The organism is Acinetobacter sp. 'aerobic (ED)', assembly GCF_904886855.1.
Classification (GTDB): domain Bacteria; phylum Pseudomonadota; class Gammaproteobacteria; order Pseudomonadales; family Moraxellaceae; genus Acinetobacter; species Acinetobacter courvalinii.
Window position 1 is genome coordinate 302,511 of the sequence record NZ_CAJHGI010000004.1, and the last position, 19,418, is coordinate 321,928.

16 protein-coding genes are annotated in these 19,418 nt (G+C 43.8%); 4 read left to right on the top strand and 12 right to left on the bottom strand.

From position 1 onward, the window contains the following. Positions 1–34 precede the first annotated feature (34 nt). From JO943_RS10260 to JO943_RS10290, 7 genes are all read right to left on the bottom strand, one after another. Positions 35–580 (bottom strand): DUF2726 domain-containing protein, encoded by a 546-nt coding sequence (locus JO943_RS10260; protein WP_005287985.1) that lies wholly within the window; start codon positions 578–580, stop codon positions 35–37. 110 nt (positions 581–690) lie between these two features. Beyond that, a complete protein-coding gene (locus JO943_RS10265; RefSeq protein WP_202740716.1) occupies positions 691–1,935 on the bottom strand; it encodes an NADH:flavin oxidoreductase/NADH oxidase family protein in 1,245 nt (414 codons plus the stop codon). A gap of 99 nt (positions 1,936–2,034) precedes the next feature. After that, positions 2,035–3,639, bottom strand: a complete 1,605-nt coding sequence (locus JO943_RS10270; protein WP_202740808.1) for a dipeptide ABC transporter ATP-binding protein — start codon at positions 3,637–3,639, stop codon at positions 2,035–2,037. Then, entirely contained in the window at positions 3,617–4,630 is a 1,014-nt protein-coding gene (locus tag JO943_RS10275; RefSeq protein ID WP_376746145.1) for an ABC transporter permease, read from the bottom strand. The genes JO943_RS10270 and JO943_RS10275 overlap by 23 nt, the downstream gene beginning before the upstream one ends. Then, positions 4,627–5,697: a microcin C ABC transporter permease YejB gene (yejB, locus tag JO943_RS10280; protein ID WP_202740717.1), complete on the bottom strand. Its 1,071-nt coding sequence runs from the start codon at positions 5,695–5,697 to the stop codon at positions 4,627–4,629. The genes JO943_RS10275 and yejB overlap by 4 nt, the downstream gene beginning before the upstream one ends. A gap of 328 nt (positions 5,698–6,025) precedes the next feature. Continuing rightward, entirely contained in the window at positions 6,026–7,867 is a 1,842-nt protein-coding gene (locus JO943_RS10285) for an extracellular solute-binding protein (protein ID WP_202740718.1), read from the bottom strand. Positions 7,868–7,873: 6 nt separating this feature from the next. Next, the gene (locus JO943_RS10290) at positions 7,874–11,134 is read right to left on the bottom strand and encodes a lytic transglycosylase (RefSeq protein ID WP_202740719.1); all 3,261 of its coding nucleotides are present in this window, start codon (positions 11,132–11,134) and stop codon (positions 7,874–7,876) included. A gap of 329 nt (positions 11,135–11,463) precedes the next feature. On the opposite strand from JO943_RS10290, the gene dnaQ reads away from it, so the two are divergent. From dnaQ to nudC, 3 genes are all read left to right on the top strand, one after another. Beyond that, positions 11,464–12,813, top strand: a complete 1,350-nt coding sequence (dnaQ, locus tag JO943_RS10295) for a DNA polymerase III subunit epsilon (RefSeq protein WP_202740720.1) — start codon at positions 11,464–11,466, stop codon at positions 12,811–12,813. A 127-nt stretch (positions 12,814–12,940) separates the two neighbouring features. Next, complete coding sequence (locus JO943_RS10300; protein ID WP_202740721.1) at positions 12,941–14,587, top strand: chemotaxis protein; 1,647 nt, start codon at positions 12,941–12,943, stop codon at positions 14,585–14,587. Beyond that, positions 14,587–15,339: an NAD(+) diphosphatase gene (gene nudC / locus JO943_RS10305; protein WP_202740722.1), complete on the top strand. Its 753-nt coding sequence runs from the start codon at positions 14,587–14,589 to the stop codon at positions 15,337–15,339. Before JO943_RS10300 ends, nudC begins: the two co-directional genes overlap by 1 nt. A 38-nt stretch (positions 15,340–15,377) precedes the next feature. Here the strand turns inward: nudC and JO943_RS10310 are convergent, their stop codons facing one another. After that, positions 15,378–15,881 carry a hypothetical protein gene (locus JO943_RS10310; protein ID WP_202740723.1) on the bottom strand — a complete coding sequence of 168 codons (504 nt, stop codon included), beginning with the start codon at positions 15,879–15,881 and terminating at the stop codon, positions 15,378–15,380. Between the two features lie 211 nt (positions 15,882–16,092). Here JO943_RS10310 and JO943_RS10315 point away from each other — a divergent pair, with 211 nt between their 5' ends. Then, positions 16,093–16,347: a helix-turn-helix domain-containing protein gene (locus JO943_RS10315; protein WP_202740724.1), complete on the top strand. Its 255-nt coding sequence runs from the start codon at positions 16,093–16,095 to the stop codon at positions 16,345–16,347. 66 nt (positions 16,348–16,413) lie between these two features. On the opposite strand, the gene JO943_RS10320 is transcribed toward JO943_RS10315, so the two are convergent. The 4 genes from JO943_RS10320 to JO943_RS10335 form a co-directional block, all read right to left on the bottom strand. Then, positions 16,414–17,286, bottom strand: coding sequence for an alpha/beta hydrolase (locus JO943_RS10320; protein ID WP_202740725.1), 873 nt, complete (start codon positions 17,284–17,286; stop codon positions 16,414–16,416). Positions 17,287–17,289: 3 nt separating this feature from the next. Continuing rightward, positions 17,290–18,000: a BON domain-containing protein gene (locus JO943_RS10325; RefSeq protein WP_005288019.1), complete on the bottom strand. Its 711-nt coding sequence runs from the start codon at positions 17,998–18,000 to the stop codon at positions 17,290–17,292. Positions 18,001–18,066: 66 nt separating this feature from the next. Further along, on the bottom strand, positions 18,067–18,474 hold the full coding sequence (locus JO943_RS10330; protein WP_199950145.1) for a YraN family protein: 408 nt from the start codon (positions 18,472–18,474) through the stop codon (positions 18,067–18,069). 11 nt (positions 18,475–18,485) lie between these two features. Then, a complete protein-coding gene (locus JO943_RS10335) occupies positions 18,486–19,418 on the bottom strand; it encodes a penicillin-binding protein activator (protein WP_005231692.1) in 933 nt (310 codons plus the stop codon).

The following is a 19,418-nucleotide window of genomic DNA, read 5'->3' on the forward strand; positions in this document are numbered from 1 at the left end:
CTTTTTTATTTAATTAAAATATTTTCTACAATAATCAAAGTACTTTTTGTTCATGTGATTCAGTTTCAAAAATAAAAGCCTCTGAGACTAGAGCAGTCTTCTCTAGTGTTTCAGATTCAATTGTTGTGATTGCTATAGAAGTTATTCCAAAATCTTTTTTAACTTGATCTATATCAGGTGTTCTTTGATAGCGAATGATTCGATATCCTGCTTCAATAATTAAACTATCTCTTTCCGCATCTTTATCTTCTTTCCCTTTATGAGATGAGTCATCAAGTTCAACAATAGCTACAATGTTGAATTGTTTATCTAATACAACAAAATCAGCAACTTTACGATTAAATAAATTCCTGGTAGCGTAGCCCTGAGCTGTCATAAATGCACTAAATGAAACCTGCGCCAAAATAATATGCTCTGGTAATGCTTCTCTTAATCTGATGAAAGTTGGTTGTTCATTCATTGTTAGAATACGTTTACCTTTAATCGGATTACGCGCTCCACCTTTCTTTTCTTTTTTCACATTCCCTAAAATTAAAGCCAAAATTGTAAATACAACAATTAAAATAATGATCCACGTCATAAATATCTCCCCTTCAATAAAAAGAACATTCTAAATGTAATTATTAAAAGAATTCTACTACGACGTTATTGATTAGAAATAAAAAGGACTCCGAAGAGCCCTAACATAAATTACGCTGACTTACGCGAATTGACACGCCCTTTTACCACCGCCTTGATATTTCCTTTGGCATAATTCAAAAATACCAATAATGGGGATAGTTTTGGTTTTGGCTTTTTGCCTTGTCCAATCGCCTTAAATTGTGCTGCGTACCAGATGATTTCCATGATGGCCATTTTATCGACAAATGGAATTCCCGTTTTAATCTGATTCACCGCATAACGAACATCATGTCCTGCGATTAAACGTTCAGGTAAATCAACTTCAACTGCCAATGGACGCGCAATTCCAATAAAATCACATGCACCACTTTGCAATGCAGCATTCATTCCTTCCGCGGTACGGAAGCCACCAGTTACCATCAGCTTACATGACACATGCTCACGGATCTTTTCGGCAAATTCCAAGAAATAGGCTTCACGGGCAATAGTGCTGGCTTTGCGTTTTTCTGCTTTTGCACCCGCCATCGCAGGCGCTTCATAGGTACCGCCAGAGATTTCAATGATATCAACGCCAACTGCATCAATTGCCTTAAATACGGTAATTACATCTTCTTCGGTAATTCCACCACGCTGGAAATCAGCGGAATTTAATTTAACTGAAATGATGAAGTTTTCGGAAGTGACTGCACGTACGGCCTTGTAGATTTCCAGCAGGAAACGCATCCGGTTCTCGATAGAACCACCCCATTGATCAGTACGTTTATTGGTTAAAGGTGATAAAAACTGACTGATCAAATAACCATGTGCACCATGGAATTGTACCCCTTCAAAACCCGCCTTTTCACACACCGCAGCAGCAGTTGCAAATCGCTGGATAATATCCAGAATTTCTGCATGCGTCAGCTCACGTGGCGTACCAAACATGGTTGCCAATACCGGACTAAAAGGTACAGCCGAAGGTGCAACCGTTTCTTTATTTAAACCCTTTGGACACTGGCGACCTGGATGTGACAGTTGAATCAATTGCACCATCCCGTGTTTTTTTCCCACGGCAGCCCATTGCTTTAACTTTTCCAGATCACGTTCACTTTCAATTGCCACCACACCCGGCTCATTCTTGGCCCCGATATTCACCATCACATTGCCTGTAATGGCACAGCCTAAACCACCTTTCGCCCAGGCTTCATATAATCCAATCAGCACATCATTGGGTTGTCCTGCATCATTGGCAAGCGCTTCACTCATTGCCCCTTTAATGATGCGATTCTTAAATGTGGTATTGCGTATCTGGATACTGTCTGCAATCTGACTCATGGTCATCCTCTGCTTTAATTAGAGTGTTTACTCTAATTTAATCTGATTATTATGGCTGTCAATAGTTGTTCCGACAAATTGACAATATCACATGTCAGTTTATTTACAATGCCCATATCGGCTGGCAGCAATGAGCTGACGGGTATATTCAGTTTGAGGATGGGCAAATAAGGTCTCGGTTGCTTGATATTCCAAGGCTTTCCCTGCATGCATCACCAGCACTTGCTGACACAAGGCTTTTATGACTTGCAAGTCATGACTAATGAACAGATAACTGATCTGCTCTTGCTGTTGCAAACGCCGCAATAACTGAATGATGGCAAGCTGGGTAGATCGATCCAGCGCTGAAGTAGGTTCATCCAGAATAATCAGTTTCGGCTGCACCACCAGCGCACGTGCCAGTGCGACCCTTTGTCGTTGCCCGCCCGAAAGCTGATGTGGATATTTATGTTTATCCTCTGGCGACAATTCAACCTTGAGCAAAACTTCTGCAATTTTTGCTGCGCATTGTTGTGGGGACATGGACTGTAATTCAAGTCCTTCGGCAATACTCTGCCCAACCGTCATTCGCGGATTTAAACTACTCAAAGGATCCTGAAAGACAATTTGCAAGTCACGACGAATCGGTCGAAGCTGCTTCTGGTTAAGCTGGTTCAGGTCTTGGCTCTGAAAACTGATTTCACCTGTACTGGCAAGTAAACGGGCAATTGCCAAGGCAATCGAGGACTTACCTGAACCACTTTCCCCGACAATGCCTAGCGCCTCACCTCGCATGAGCCTGAAGCTGATGGATTCAGCGGCAATTTTATAAGACTGAATCCTGTTCAATAAGCCTCGTTTTAAGGGATATTTTACTGTGACCTGTTTGAGTTCAAGCACAGGCTCAGTCGCTTGTAAAGTCAAAGCTTGCCCAAAATCGTGATTCAATAAATTTTGTGTATAGACGGTCTGAGGACAGCTAAAGATTTCCGTGCTACCGCCCTGCTCTTCTACACGCCCTTGGTTCAGCACCAGCACATAATCTGCATATTGCTGAACAAGACCAAGATCATGGCTAATCAAAATCATTGCCATCTGGCGTTGTTGCTGTAGTTTTTTTAATAAGCTCAAGACCTGTGCCTGTAACACCACATCTAAAGCCGTGGTTGGCTCATCTGCAATTAAGATCTCGGGCTCTAAAGCCAAAGCCAGGGCAATCATCACGCGTTGACGTTGACCGCCAGACAATTCATGAGGATAACGCTTTAAAATGTGTTCTGCTTCTGGCAGACCCACCTCATGTAATAAGCCTAGTGTGTGCAGTCTTAGCGTAGCTTTTGTCTCACCCTTTAAAAGCAGGCTTTCGCCAAGCATTTTTTCCACGCTATGCAAAGGATTCAATGCCGTCATCGGCTCCTGAAAAATCATGGCAATTTTTTTGCCACGTATGTGCTGCAACTGCGGTTGGCTCAGTCTCAATACATCCTGATCTTGAAATTGAACTTCACCTGTCACTTTTAATGTCTGAGCTAATAAACCCAATAATGCTAGCGCAGTAATGGATTTACCTGAACCACTTTCCCCCACGATGGCAAGCGTTTGTGCAGGGTAAATTTCAAAACTGACCTGCTCAAGCAGCGTTTCTGAACCATGACTAATACTGAGCTGCTGTACGTTGAGTAAAGGTTGCTTTAGAGGCAAATTATCGTCTTGGGTCAAATGCATCACGTGCCGCCTCCCCAATATAAATTAGCAAAGACAAAACCATCGCCAAGCTAAAAAAGCCCGACAACACCAACCACGGCGCATCCAGATTATTTTTCCCTTGTAATAATAGTTCTCCGAGTGAAGCTGAATCAGGTGGCAAGCCATAACCCAAAAAATCCAGGGCAGTTAAGGCAATAATATTGGCCGTGAGCATAAAGGGAATTTGCGACAAGCTAGAACTCATCGCATTGGGTAAAATATGCTTAAAGATAATCTTATGCTGACTGACACCCAAGGCTTGCGCTGCACGAACATAATCCAGATTGCGGGCACGTAGAAATTCGGCACGTACCAATCCTACAAGCTCGGTCCAGCCAAACAGCAGCATGATCACAAACAGCCAATACACACTCGGACTAAACATACTGACCAGAATCATCACGATGAAAAGCATCGGTAAGCCACCCCACACTTCCAGAATGCGTTGTCCAATCAAGTCAACCCAGCCACCATAGTAGCCCTGTATTGCTCCCACTATCATCCCGAGCACCGCAGAACAGAGTGTGAGTGCGAATCCAAACAGCAGTGAAACCCGCAGACCGTACAGGATTCGAGCAAATACATCCCGTCCCTGATCATCGGTGCCAAGCCAGTTCTGTGCGCTTGGAACAGAAGGCACGGGTACAGCAAGGGAAAGATTCGGGGATTGATAGGAAAAAGCCACAGGGGGCGAAATCATCCAGCCCTGTGCCTGTATCAACTGCTTGACCACAGGGTCCTGATAATCCGTAGCTGTTTCAAATCCCCCGCCAAAGGTGGTTTCCGGATAATCTTTCAGAATCGGAAAATAGAATGACTGCTGATAACGCACCAGCAAAGGTTTATCGTTAGCAATCAGTTCCGCCAGCAAAGACAATCCAAAAATAATCAAGAACAGAATCAGGCACCGAAAGCCCAGCTTATTTTGCCGAAAACGATCAAATCGCGCTTGCATCAACGGTGATATCATTGCCCACCTCTTGATTCAAAATCAATTCGCGGATCAATGAGCTGATAAAGTAAATCACCCAGTAAACGTAAAAGCATGCCGAATAGGGTAAATAAAAATAAAGTGCCAAAAATAACCGGATAATCACGTTGGGTAATTGCCTCAAAGCCTAATAATCCGATCCCATCCAGATTAAAAATGATCTCGATAAATAAATTACCGACAAAGAAAATCCCCACCAGCGTTTCTGGCAAAGCAGCAACCACAATCAGAATTGCATTACGAAAGACATGTCCATACAGCACCTGATTTTCACTTAATCCTTTCGCTCGGGCTGTTAATACATAAGGCTTGTTCAGCTCTTCTACAAATGCATATTTTGTCAGGTAAGTTCGTGCGGCAAAGCTACCGAGCAGCATACTCAAAATCGGCAAACACATGTGCCACAGATAATCTTTGATTTTTGCCAGGAAGCTTAACTGGGAGAAATTTTCAGACACCAGCCCTTGCAATGGAAACCATTGCAAATAACTGCCACCTGCAAAAAAAACAATCAATAAAATGGCAAAAACAAATGATGGAATGGCATAACTGACCGCCAATAATAACGATGTGGATTGATCAAACAGCAAGCCATTATTTTTTGCTTTTTTAATCCCGAGTGGAATGGCAATCAGATAAATCAGGAAAGTACTCCACAACCCCAAAGACAAGGTCACAGGCAGCTTTTCATAGAGCAGTTGCGTGACAGGTTTATCTTTAAAAAAACTGCTGCCAAAATCCAGGTGCATATAGCCCTTCAGCATCAGCCAGAAACGTTCTGCAACAGGACGATCAAAGCCATACTGGGCTTTAATCTTTTCGATCATTTCGGGGCTTAAACCCCGTGCACCCTGATATTGTGCCAGATTCGCCAAACTCGTCTGTCCGCTTGCTCCTGCACCTAAACCTTGTGCATTTTGAATGTGCTGAATGGCCTGTTCAACCGGCCCGCCAGGCGCAATTTGTACAATCAAAAAATTAATCAATAAAATCAAAAATAATGTCGGGATCATCAACAACATTCTTTTTAGAATATAGTGCATCATTGAAATCGAACCCTTATTCATTAATTTACTCAGTTTTTATGAAATCTAACATGAGATAAAATACGCGGAAACGTCATCCACAAGCTGCGTGTTTTCAACAAGATCATGTTGTTGCGAAATAATAAAGAGGTCCAATAAGTAAACAGGTTTTGCGGTGAGCTGCGATTATAGCAGCGCAACAAGCCTTGCTTCTGCAGCGTCGCTGGTTATTAGGCGAAACCAAAGTCAATCCAGCTGAAAGCTTATCCTGAAATTAAGATGAGAACTCGGTAAGACACCGTCATATTAATCTAACCACTTCATCAAACGCTAGTCAAAAGCATGCTAATTAATACTTTTGAACAGACTGCCCCTGTTTCTTAGCCTGATCTGCATCCACCCACCAATATTCCCATCCCACAGAAAGCTTTGGCTTCACGGACGGTTGCTGATAAATATCCCAATAGGCAAACCAGCGTTCAGGTTTTCCATAGGTCAGAATCTGGTAATAACCTGCACGTAACAAACGATCAAGCACACGGGTATACAGCACAACCTCTTCACGTGTTTTGGCCCTGACAATTTTTTCAATCATCTGATCAATGACAGGATTTTTAATCCCTGAATAGTTATAGTTACCCGCTTCATCTGCTGCTGCACTCCCCCAGAATTGGGCCTGTTCTTTACCCGGCGTTAAGGTCTGTGGCAATTTCAATACCATCATATCAAAATCCTGACGGCGAATCCGTTCCATGTACTGAGGAACATCGACCTGTCTCAGATTAACCTGAATCCCCAGTCTTTTCAGGTTCCGTACAAAAGGCATCAGCTCACGTTGCGGATTTTCCTGCTGCATCAACAGTTCAATTTGAATGGCTTTGCCAGTGCGATCATATAATTTTCCGTCACGAATCACATAACCTGCAGCTTTTAAGAGCTTTTGCGCGATCAATAAATTGTTTCGGTTAAAGCCACTGGCATCGGAAATCGGATAGCGCCAGTCTGCCAATACTCCTTGTTGCATCAACGGATTCAATTGTGCCAAATAAGGTTTGAGTATGTTTAACTCAGCGGCACTGGGAAGACCTGTGGCAGCTAGATCGGTATTGTCAAAATAACTTTGCAATCGCTGATTTTGATTAAAAAACAACGCTTTATTCTGCCATTCAAAATCATAGGCATAGGTCAATGCCTGACGTAGATGAATGTCATTTAAAGGCTTGCGACGGATATTAAATACCAGACTTTGAATATCAAGCGGTGTGGCTAAACGTGCTTTGTATTTTTTGACCAAGCCTGCTTTCGCAGCCGGGAAATGATAGGAGGTGACCCAATTTCGGATATTTTTTTCTTCGTATAAATTAAATTGCCGTGATTTAAAGCCTTCAAAACTGACCTCTAAATTTCGGTAATAGACATATTTCAATCGATCAAAATTATAACGGCCTTTATTCACCGGTAAATCTTTGGCCCAATAGTTCGGACTGCGTTTATAGGTAATACTGCGTCCAGCATCAATACGTTCCACCATATAAGGCCCGGAGCCGACTATGGGATGCAGCGTGACACGACTAAAATCTTTATTTTTCCAGTCCAGTTTTGAATAGATCGGTAAGCTCGCCACGATCAGGGGCATTTCGACATTATGTTTAGATTTAAAAATGAATTTCACCTGATGCCGAGACAACACTTCCGTTCTGGCCAGATCAGACAAATACATTTGAAAGCCAAGATTGGCTTTGGTCTGGTAGGTGTCAAAGGTAAATTTGACGTCTTCTGCCGTTAACGGCTGCCCATTATTAAAACGGGCTTTGGGATTTAGATGGAAGGTGATCGACTGTAAATGATCCGGATCATAACTGACCTGTTCAGCCAGTAAGGGATACATCACCCGAGGTTCATCCAGCGAACGATCCATCAGGCTATCAAACAGGTAATTCACCCCTTCAGTGGAACTGCCCTTGCCATTCATGCTATTTAAATTATCAAAGGTTCCTAGACTGGATTGACTGAGTACTCCGCCTTTGGGCGCATTAGGATTGGCATAAGGCATTGTCTTGAGCTGGGCATATTTAGGCTGCACATGCATGGCCAAATAGGGGGTGGTGTGGATGGCGCCAAATGAAAGCGGAGCAAAAAGGCTTAGTCCATAGCATAGACTAAGCCTTTTTATGCAAAGCAATGAATTCATGCTGAATTACAGGCTAGGCACTTTAATCACATCACCAATGCGTAACTGAGTACTTGGGGTTAAGTCATTCATTTCTGCCAATGCATTGGTTTCCATGCCATAACGACTTGCTAAACCAATCAGCGTATCACCACGTTTAACTTTGTACTCGGCAATGGTTTTCGGTACCAAGATATTTTGTCCACGTTGCAGACTGGTATTGGCTTTCAGATTATTTAAATCAGCCAACTCACGGCCCGACATACCAAAACGATTGGCAATACTGTTCAGCGACTCGCCTGCTTTTACACTATAGCGCTCGGTATTGCGGCCTGATGCTGCAGCTTTAGGGGCTGTTTTCGCCGTGTCTACACTGGCTGTTTCAGCCTTAGGCGCATCTCCCGTAAGTTTCAAGCGTTGACCGATACGTACGTTACTGCTACGGGTTAAACCATTTAGGCCCGCCACATAATCCAGTTGTAAATTATAACGGCTGGCAATATTGCCTAAGGTGTCACCCGACTTGACGGTGTAGACTTCTGGTGTACTGTCTTCTCTCGACTTTGTATTGCTGCCAGTCGCTGTTTTTGCAGGAACATCGCCTGTTAATTTCAAGCGTTGACCTACACGTACGCCCGCAGTTCGTTCCAGACCATTCAGGTCAGCCACATAGCTCAATTGCAGGTTATATTTGGCAGCAATCGCATTCAGGCTATCACCTGACTGGACCACATACTGGTCAGGCACGGTTGAACCAGCTGGAATCTTCAGACTTTGGCCTAAACGCACACCGCTATTTGCCTTTAAATTATTAAGTTCGGCCAGTTCACTCAAGCTGATTTTTGACTTGGTTGCAATGCTGGATAAGGTATCACCCCTTTGCACGGTATAGTTTTCAGTTTTATAACTGGTCGATGCCGTTACATTTTCATATTTAACCGTGTTCTTAGCCGGCTCGGCAGCTTCTTCTGTTTGTGAAACTTCATGCAGGGGCACATTGATTTTTTGTCCCACAAATAAACTGCTGCCCGCAGTTAAGCCCGAGGTTAAAGACGCCAGCTCCTGATTCGATAATGCATAACGATCAGCAATCAGTTTCAAATATTCGCCACGCTTAACCGTATAAGATTTTGTCGCAACCTTGGCTGTAGCAGACGCTTTGCTCTCGTTATTACGGGCGCTTTGCTGAGTCGTACGTGCATTATTTTTAGGCTCAAGCAATGTAAGTCGTTGACCAACGAATAAACCATCCGTCACAGATAGATTATTATAATCCGCGAGCTGCTTCAGGCTTAAATCAAAACGTGAAGCCAGATTGGTTAAGCTATCGCCTGATTGCACCACATAACTGTCAGGTTTCTCTGCGGCTTTCGGTGCTTCCGCTTGTGGTTTGGCATTGTATAAATACAAACTTGCGCCAACAAATAAAGTTCCGTTTGGATCAATCTGGTTCCATTGTGCAATATCGCGCCAGTTCACACCATTTTTCTGGGCAATAACGGCCAAGGTATCCCCTGGTTGTACCACATAGGTACTGCGTTTACCCTTCGGTGCAGTTACAACGACATCAGTATCGGTCTTGATATAAGGCTTGCCCTGGTTACGTTTAGCATCTTCGCTATTTGCCGTGGCACTGTCTTCAAGCAGATTCTTTGGATACGCAAAGCCCTTACTGACTTCCTGCCCTTTTTCATCTGCAACCGATTGGCTGGTTTGAATCGCAGTTAATTTGATTTTGCCATCAAATGGATCGACAATCTCGGTCCCTTTCGGCGCAATTGCCTTAATTTCTGCAACCACCTGATCCCGTTCAGCCTGAGTCGCTTGTGGCTCTAAAGCCTGAGCAACGGTTTCCTTTTTACCCTCTTCCTTGATTGCAGCCGTGATTTGCTCACGCTCTTTCAGTGAAATTGGTGGCTCTGTTTTCACAGGTTTGACATTTGCAGCAGGCGTAATTGCCACAGGAATACGTGGTGCACTTGGCACATCTGCGGCGGCTGCAAATGAAGCCAGCGCATCCGATCCTCTAGGCGTATTGACCTTTGACTTTGGAATGGTTGGCGTGGTGGTACGCGTGCTATTGCTAGCCGTCAAATTAGGTGGTGTCTTGGTCGACGGACTCACGGTTTGTGGCGTGCTGGTTGTGGTCCGAATAGTGGTCGATGTACTCGACGAACTGTTTGCCATTGGCGGTGGTGTTTTATTGCTGGCCCAGAAACCACCTGAACCTGATTTGCCTGAACGTAGCTTGGCATCAATTGATGGGCTCAAATCCGCTGGGATTAAAATTCGCATCGGGCTCATTGGATCAACCATTTCGCCACGATAGCCCGGGTTCAATGCATATAATTCGGCACGACTCAAACCGGTAATCGAAGCGATCTGGTTTAACTCGAGTGGTGCTGACAAACTGACTTCACGGAAGTGAGGACGGTTGGCAATCGGCGGTAAACTCACACCATACGCCCCTGGATTTTTAATAATTTGGGCTACTGCCAAGAAACGCGGTACATAGTTCATGGTTTCTTGCGGCAGTTTTAAAGACCAGTAATCGGTTGGCAGGCCCGCTGCGCGGTTACGGTTAATCGCCTGTTGAATACGGCCAGGGCCAGCATTATAAGCAGCCAGCGCGAGTTCCCATGAACCAAACTGGTTATACAGGCTTCCAAAAAACTCATAGGCAGCACGGGTTGACTCTACAACGTCACGGCGACCATCATACAGGCTGGTTTGTTGCAAACCATAAATACGTCCCGTACTTGGAATAAACTGCCATAAACCTGCAGCCGCAGCACTACTGGTCGCTGCCGGATCGTAAGAACTTTCAATAATCGGAAGTAATGCTAGCTCGGTCGGCATACCGCGACGTTCTGCTTCTTTGACCGTGTGATATAAATAACGACTGGCACGGGCGCTCAAACGGTCTAGATAAGGTTGACGTGAAATAAACCAGCTACGTTGTGCTTCAATACGGGAATCCCAATGATTCAGGTCCATCTTGAAACCGACCGTCATGCGTTTCCACACATCGCCGTGTTTAAGTACCAGTAAACGATCCCCTTCCACAGCACGCATATCGGTTGCAGAAAGCAAGTCTTCCAGTGAATCTAAACTGCTTGCATCCAGATAGCCTGAACCGACCTGTTTAGAAGATGAGGTTTTCCCTGATTGAGGTGTTGAAGAACAACCCGTGGTAATTCCCAACGCGGCGAGAGCAGAAGTGAGTACAGTGATTTTGAATAATGATGTTGCAGATGTTTGCGACATCAATTTGCCCGATTTATACATAAAAACTTCCAGTCAACTCACGCTAGTTTTACTTTAGATTTGCCATTGTATTAAAGCATGTCACTTAGACAAGGTAATAATTTAACGTGATTTGCATGGAAATGTTACAAGAAATTAAAAAAGATGAGTTTTGTAACGTTCAAAAACAGAATTTGGCTTTACAATACCCCTTCGGGCATGGGGATGCTAAAATTCTCAAATGATCTGAACTCAAGTAAAAATCTGGGTTCTGGTTCATTTGCTTAATCCGCAATTGAAGATTAGCTTTCATTTTCGGATTCTAAAACTCAGATTTTTCACGCTGCTTATTTTATTGTTCAGGTTCAGATATGTCACAAACAATCACGCTTTATGTTGATGGCGCATGCAAAGGAAACCCAGGTCTCGGTGGTTGGGGTGCGTATGTCATTACCGAACAAGGCGAACACAAGCTTTGTGGCGGTGAAGCGTTAACAACCAATAACCGCATGGAACTGCAAGCGGCTATTGAAGGCATTTCCTTTTGCCCGGTAGATGCGCATCTGATTATCTGGACAGACTCCAATTATGTCAAACAAGGCATCACCGAGTGGATTCATGGCTGGAAAAAGAAAAACTGGAAAGATGTTAAAAATCCGGATTTATGGCAAAAACTGGATGCTGTCTGTGCCAATCGAAACATCGAGTGGAACTGGATCAAGGGACATGCCGGCCATGAAGGCAATGAAATGGCCGACCAGCTGGCAAATTTAGGCGCAGAACAGACGGCTCAACAATTAAAAAATGCAACGCAGGCTAACGCTGATACAAAAAAGCCTGAAGCTGACTGGCTCTTAAATGATCCTTTTGGCTTGGATATGGATGCAGAAACGGATGATGTTGAGATGATCGAAGACACCGAAGATGATGTTGCAGACGAAATTGAAACTTCAGAAGAGACGTCCCCGGCACCAGTTTCCAGTCAACATCCACAGATTGTGGTCACTGAAGCAAAATTAAAGCTGCGAGGCCCCCGTCAACTGATTCTGGATACCGAGACCACCGGTTTTTACTATCAGGATGGCGACCGGATTATCGAGGTGGGTGCGATTGAGATGATCAACCGTAAACTAACCGGTAGCTCGATTCATATTTATATCAATCCGGAAAAACCGGTTGGTGACTCTGAAAATGTCCATGGTATTAGTGATGACTTTCTAAAGGACAAGCCGAAGTACGCCGAAATTGCCGACGTTCTATTTGCTTACCTGAAGGGTGCTGAAATTATTGCGCATAACGCGACCTTCGATATGAACTTCCTGGATATGGAGTTCAAACGCACTGGGCTACCTGCACTTTCAGAAGTCTGCGACGTCACCGATACCTTGGCAATGGCCAAAAACAAGCATCCAGGACAAAAGAACTCTCTAGATGCGTTGGTACGTCGTTACGAAATTCCGGCACGCGATCGTACTTTCCATGGTGCGTTACTCGATGCTGAAATTCTGGCAGATGTGTACCTTGCCATGACTGGTGGGCAGGTCTCTTTTGATATGGATGCCCTCTCCCAGACCGAACAAAATCAGAATAAAACTACCCGTCAACGCGTAGAAGTCGATTTACCTGTGATCGAGCCTTCTGAACATGAGTTAAATGAACATGAGACCTGGGTCAAACAATTCGAGCAAAAACATGGCGAACCTTGCCTTTTCGCAAAATAAATTTACTGCTCAATGTAACTTTTTGTATTTCAAGTTTTAAAACTTACGTTATATTAACTCTTAAAGAATCAGGCCTTCTTTTTCAGAAGGCCCATGGATATAACAACTCAGGAAAGGTGTAGGTCATATGTCTTACCAAACCTCGATTCACTTCGACCCAACGGCATTATTAATAATAAAAAATGAGATCGATAATTCGATTAAATTGGTAGAAACAGCCGTCAATACCCTTGCCGAAGAACAAGCCTTACCCTTCGGGATTGATGATGCACTCAACCAGTTTGAACAATGTACTCAAGTACTTGCTCTGATTGATATGCCTCACTTATCACAAATTACTCAATATGCTGCTGAGCTGATGCGTAAAATCATGGCTCAGCCGCAACAGGTTCAGACCAGTGATGTGGTTGCCCTCAGTGAAGGCACCACCATGCTCAAGCGTTATATTGAGTTTATCTGCTTACGTGAAGTGAAAGTGCCACAGTTCTTGCTGGACACACTCAATCGTCTGGAAAAAGCATTAGGTAGACCGCTTACCAAAGAAGGTCAGACCGTTCAGCCATTGCTGGAATTGATTACCCCAAGTTTTAATTTGCCGCAGGCACCTACGCTGGAGCAATCGCAGTACATTCATCAGTTATATAAGCTTTGCCTGAACAAACTGATCAAACAATCTGAAACAGCGCTTGACCTGCAAGGCATTAAATTAGTGGGCGTTTATCTTGCTGGTTTAGCAGCGGGCCAACCTAGCCAGCAGTACTGGCAACTGGTCAATATTGGCTTAGGTCACATTGATGAGCTTTCGATTACCGAAGCACGTTTACGCACCCTCATCCAGATCGAAACCAATATCGGACAATTCCTGGCACAACCCCATGCTTTCAAAAATAGCATTGCTGATCTGGCCGATATTTTATGTATCTGTATCAGTCAGGAAGATGAGATTTCTGAACATATTCGCGAACAGTTGAATATTGGTGATGAGTTACTCAGCGATACCCAGCTTCAGGTGCTGAGCCGCCATCTATATGGTCCTGACTATGAAACGGTACATACCATTAGCCAGTTAATGACCAGCGAAATGGTGCAAATCCGTAATGAAATTGAATACAACCATCAGAATATGTCGCCTGAAAAGACGCAGGAAATTCAGCAAAAGCTGACGCAGCTTTGTAATGTTTTCAAAGTATTGAATCTCAACGAAGCCGCGAGAGAATTAACCCAGCAGGCGGAAAAACTGAGTTTGCCAAATACCTTGACCGATGCAACTTCAGTGCAGCAGCTCATGAACAGCATTCTGGCATCGATGAACTCGATTGGGATTCTGGAACGGAATTACACCTCAAGCCGTTTACAGTTACGGGTCAACAATATGCAGATCTCGCTGGACCGTTTGGATGAAGCGCATCAGGCCTTATTGACTGAAACCAAAACACTGGTGGAAACCTTGACACAGACTTTAAGCTTGTATGTTCAAGACCCGGCCTCCCATAGTCTGGAAGCTTTGCCAGGCTATTTGAAAGAGCTTGCTGGTGCTGCCCTGTTCCTGGGAAGTTCGGCGCAACAAAATGCCTTAATCGGAGCTGCACAATTTGCCCAGCATCGTTTGGATCAACATCAGGCCTTCTCTGCGGACGAAATTAATTGTGTTTTAAATGTTGTTGCCGGCCTGGATTTACTGGTGGATAACTTGAAGAACAAGCAACCCGTCTTGCAATCTATGTTTGATGTGGCATTATCAAACAGTCAGCAATTACAATCTAAAGCCGCATAATGACTCAACTATCACTTGCTTATATTTTTCAACACCAGAAACTTTTAGTAGATGAAAACTTTCAACTGCCTAAGGTTGAAAAGTTGGCAAGTGACCTACCCATCCACCAGAATGATCAAGTCATCGCACGTGATCTTCTGGAAGATGAAGCCATTCCAGAAGGCTATCAACTGATTCCAATTCGGGAACTCATTCAAAGCTGGTCAAGCAGTGATTTTTTGCAAGCTAGCCGCGCCGTGCAATTACTGGAGTGGCGACGTAACCACAAGTTCTGTAGTCACTGTGGTCATGCAACCGAAGTGCATGCTAAAGAATATGCCATGGTCTGTCCTGCTTGCGCTTATCATCAATATCCGCGTGTTCAGCCGTGTATCATCACGATTATCACCAAAGGTGACAATGAAGTGCTGCTGGCTAAATCAGCGCACAATAAAAGCAATATGTATGGACTGATCGCAGGCTTTGTTGAAGTCGGCGAAACCTTGGAAGAAGCGGTACAACGCGAAGCTTTTGAAGAAGTCGGACTGAAACTGAAAAATATTCGCTATATGTCGAGCCAGCCTTGGCCATTTCCAAGCAACCTGATGATTGCCTTTCATGCGGAATATGAATCGGGTGATATCCAGCTGCAGCTTGAAGAAATCAGTGATGCACAATTCTTTAAATTCGATCAGCTACCAGAAATTCCATTCAAAGGCAGTATTGCGCATAACATGATCATGCAAATGATCGACAGTAAAACCGAGGCCTAATGGCTTTGATCAGGTTCTAGTCCATACACATAGCCTAATCAATGGATGTCTTTCATTCCGGCAATAATCCGCTGCATGTGCGCTGAATCAAGCTGCAATGCTTGTGATAAATGCTTCAGCACATCACGCACCTGTTCATCTGACCATTGTCGGAAAAACATCAGACTCAGGGTCTGCTGAATTAACCAGCAATGCGCCTGCTGATCGAGTAGATGTGAAATACTGAATAATTGTGGGCCAATATGTTGCAATCGCATGCTGGAACTTGACTGAAGTATCCGTTGAACCAGCTTCTGCTGTGCATCAGGATAATGCTTAAACAGGCTCTGAATGACTGGTACTAGTCTAGCTTCACATTGTCCTTTTTCATTACGGATCAAAAAATGAAATAGATTTGCCAATGTTGCAGGCACCACTTCTGGGGGAAATATCTCAGGATCCAGCAATTGCGGCGCTAAAGACAACAGCTTCGGGGGAGACTCCTCTGTTAGCAACGCTTGGGCCCAATGTTGTATATCATTGTTGCAATTCATATCCGCCATACTATTGCTCCTGTTTTCGCACTCCCTTTGCCCTCCAAAAAAACTCGCTGGAATGACGATTTTTTATAGCGACTGCCTAACATTCAATCCCCCTCAACCTGTGTAAATTTTTATTGATCTATGTCGCAACTTCAGATTTTTTTATGCCCAATCCGACACTAGCTTTGTACCTATTTTGGGTAATTGAGTTAATTTACCATAAATAGGTACAATGACAAGTAGTATTCATACCGATGAAATGAACATTTTGTGCCATTGGCTTAAACAGCAGCGCACAATTCAACAATTGACCATGCGTGAACTGGCCTCACGCATGGCTAAGCCACATTCATATGTACAAAAAGTGGAGCAAGGAGAACGGCGGCTGGATGTGGTGGAATATGTCTGGTACTGTACAGCGCTGAACATTGATCCACACACAGGGATTCATCTTATTCTGGATGCCATGCAATCACACAAAAAATAAAGGCAGATCACCGAGTTTCAGTAATCTGCCTTGAATATGCTATGGATTGATCAGATGATTCCTGTTTTAAGGCTCCAGTGCCTCATCCAGAAAATGCAGGATAGTCCGCTTGGTCTTGAAATAATGGCTCATTAAGCTCGCCAGCGTCGCCACTATCGTGATATGACCTGTCTTTGGAATCATGGCGATATGACTATGATTCCCCTTCGCTCTTAGCGCCTTATCCAGATCAAAGCTATTTTCCTTCGCCACCAGTTGATCCTGTTCGGCCATCAATAAATAATGTTTAATCTGGTTCGGCTCAATAAAGTAATAAGGCATGACTTGCTGATAGGAAACTTTCTGGTCAAAAGCATGCTCTGCCAGCGGATCACCCTTATAGTCGAAATGATAAGGACCAGCCATGCCGACAATGGCACGGATCTTGTCTTTATATTTAAAATTTTGTGAGTAAGCAGAATACACCACAGACATCACATTAAAAGCGCCCGCCGAGTGCCCCATCAAAATGATATTATCGGTAGAAATATTGAGCTTGTCCTGATTCTGGCTCAGGTAGTGAATTGCTTGCGCAATGTCATCGATAAAGGTGGGAAAGATATGAGCTGGAGCAAGGTGATAATTGATCACCGCAACATCATAGCCTTCTCTGGCAAAACTTTCTCCAACAAATAAATAATCACGCTTATTGCCATGCTGCCACGAGCCACCATGCACAAAAACAATCAGTGGTCTTTGCTTTTTCGGGGTTTTGGTCCGATACAAATCCAGCCGCTGTCTTGACTTGAGCCCATAGGCCAAATGCTCGTGTTTTTCAAACGTATCTTTCGGGGTTAGATAATTAATCGAATAACTGGCAAAATCATAAAGGCGAAACTCCTGATAGAACGTTTTCGCCTTGATGACATTTTCTTGTACTTGTTGGATGAGTTGCTTCATAAATTAAGGATTAGTTGGAGTAATGGTCGCAGGGTCCGCCTGATCTGGATCAATTGCAACAGGTGTCTCAACTAAAGGCTGTGTCGTCGCAGTATCCACCATTGGCGTAGCTGCTGTTGAACTGGCGACAGTACCTGAAGGCTGGTCCACATTGTCAATGAGCGTCACAATTTTAGTCACATTTCCAACTTTTTGTAAGACGTCATCCAAATCTCGTGATTCAGCTGTATTTAAACGTCCCATCACATACAGCACACCATTTTCGGTATGTACCAATACTTTGCTATCCGACACTACTGGCGCTTTCATTAACAGGCCACGAGTATTTGCAGTAACCGTCGCATCTTGCATGATGGTGTTATAGCCAACTTTGTCGCCCACCGTAATATAGTTGTGTACTGCTTTAACATCCGTCATTGAGCGCAAGTTATCTTCAGCCAACTGTTTTAAATACGGATCAGGAACCTGTCCTGTCAATAAAACATTGCTGTGAAAACTTTCAATGTTGATACGTGACTGTTTAAAACGGTGATCTAATTTATATAAATTAATATTTGCAGTACGCTTGATTGAAGAATCAATAAAAATCTGCCCCAGACTACGCTCACCACTATTTGTTCCGACTGGTGACGTTCCCGTACCCCCAGAAATAAAACTCGCACATCCCGATAAACTTGCAGCGCAAAGCAACGTAATCGTTAAACGTTTTAACACTTGGCAAGACTCCCTAACTACAAATACATTTGTTCAATTTCAATATTCAGCTTCAGACCCGTGCATTCACCCGTCTAAAGTAAACGCATGTTCAATCCATTGCTGATCATACTGCAATTTTGAAAAATCTGGTTGTACTGTTTTTGCAAATTTCCGTGGAAAATCAAAACAAATCACATCAAAACGACAGTCAAAGTCATAATATTTAGGATATTTCTGTAAAAACAGCTGAGCGGTTTTAATAATTTTTTGTTGTTGAGCTGGGGAAATCACCTCACAGGCTGCAGCATAACTCCCCGCCGATCTGGCTTTGACTTCGACAAAGACCAGTTCATGCTGGCGCTGTACAATCAGGTCAATTTCACCATAACGTGAATGATAATTTCGCGCGACACACTCATAGTGATGGGATTGGAGCAAGGCAAGTGCTGTCTGTTCAGCCCATTGCCCTAGATCCTGACATGACGGTTGCATGGATGGACCGTCTACTTCAATACCTGAATGCCATTTTTCTGTTGTTGATAACAATACGGCTGTCGGTAAATTTTACCGTCCTTCACCTCAATTGCTCCAGTACGGCCCTCAAAATTAAATTTCCTGTCCGGACTGTTTAGGAATTGCTGACTGATACTCCAGGCATCGCCACCAAATGCCAGTAAACGCTGGAACGCCATATTTTCAGGCTGCTCTTTATAAGCCTTGATGACATCGGCCCACTGTCCATTATATAAAGCCGGTGTATCACAGAAACTTAATCCTGTAGGAATCGGTTTATCCTGCTCTATACTTAGCGCTGTGGCATAAATATTCTTTTCTGGCAATGGGCCCAGTTGTTCTAGCCATTGCTGGTCTCCGAGCAATAATAGCCCTTCTTTACGTGCCAGTTTTTTCGGCAGTTCATTCACGACATGAATATCTGAACCAAACTCGGACATCAACGCCATCATAAACAGTTCTGTTGCAGACTCGGTTCCTGCCTGACGTAGCACCAGTAGTTTTTTGATTTTATCTTTTTTCAACAGTTGATTCAGTGCAACCGCATCATGCTGTTTAGCCAAACTGAACTGCCAGACATTGGTCGCTTGAGTATTCATATCATTCAAAGCCAGCACCGGAATCGCAGGATTACGCTGCATCACATTTTCAATATCCGGTCGGGCCAATGGTCCAACAATCAAACGGGTCTTGTTATTAACCCGCTTTTTGAAAATAGTATCGATGTTATTTTTAGCGGAATCTACAAAAATGATTTTTTCTTTGCTACCAGATGCTGTATAAGCACTCAAGAAACCGCGTTTGATGTTCTGACCGGCTCGCGCCATCGCACCAGATTCGGGTAGAATCACCAGTACGTCCGCATAAACCGGACTCACAATTGCTGCCAAACTGAGTAGCAGCCAATATTTTTTGTAATACAT

Excerpts from the sequence above, each read along its gene's own strand:
- JO943_RS10330 (WP_199950145.1), bottom strand. The coding sequence starts at position 18,474 with ATGCAACCGTCATGTCAGGATCTAGGGCAATGGGCTGAACAGACAGCA.
- JO943_RS10310 (WP_202740723.1), bottom strand. The coding sequence starts at position 15,881 with ATGGCGGATATGAATTGCAACAATGATATACAACATTGGGCCCAAGCG.
- JO943_RS10300 (WP_202740721.1), top strand. The coding sequence starts at position 12,941 with ATGTCTTACCAAACCTCGATTCACTTCGACCCAACGGCATTATTAATA.
- JO943_RS10275 (WP_376746145.1), bottom strand. The coding sequence starts at position 4,630 with ATGATATCACCGTTGATGCAAGCGCGATTTGATCGTTTTCGGCAAAAT.
- JO943_RS10290 (WP_202740719.1), bottom strand. The coding sequence starts at position 11,134 with ATGTATAAATCGGGCAAATTGATGTCGCAAACATCTGCAACATCATTA.
- JO943_RS10335 (WP_005231692.1), bottom strand. The coding sequence starts at position 19,418 with ATGTATTACAAAAAATATTGGCTGCTACTCAGTTTGGCAGCAATTGTG.
- JO943_RS10265 (WP_202740716.1), bottom strand. The coding sequence starts at position 1,935 with ATGAGTCAGATTGCAGACAGTATCCAGATACGCAATACCACATTTAAG.
- JO943_RS10260 (WP_005287985.1), bottom strand. The coding sequence starts at position 580 with ATGACGTGGATCATTATTTTAATTGTTGTATTTACAATTTTGGCTTTA.
- nudC (WP_202740722.1), top strand. The coding sequence starts at position 14,587 with ATGACTCAACTATCACTTGCTTATATTTTTCAACACCAGAAACTTTTA.
- JO943_RS10270 (WP_202740808.1), bottom strand. The coding sequence starts at position 3,639 with ATGCATTTGACCCAAGACGATAATTTGCCTCTAAAGCAACCTTTACTC.
- dnaQ (WP_202740720.1), top strand. The coding sequence starts at position 11,464 with ATGTCACAAACAATCACGCTTTATGTTGATGGCGCATGCAAAGGAAAC.
- JO943_RS10285 (WP_202740718.1), bottom strand. The coding sequence starts at position 7,867 with ATGAATTCATTGCTTTGCATAAAAAGGCTTAGTCTATGCTATGGACTA.
- JO943_RS10315 (WP_202740724.1), top strand. The coding sequence starts at position 16,093 with ATGACAAGTAGTATTCATACCGATGAAATGAACATTTTGTGCCATTGG.
- JO943_RS10320 (WP_202740725.1), bottom strand. The coding sequence starts at position 17,286 with ATGAAGCAACTCATCCAACAAGTACAAGAAAATGTCATCAAGGCGAAA.
- yejB (WP_202740717.1), bottom strand. The coding sequence starts at position 5,697 with ATGATGCACTATATTCTAAAAAGAATGTTGTTGATGATCCCGACATTA.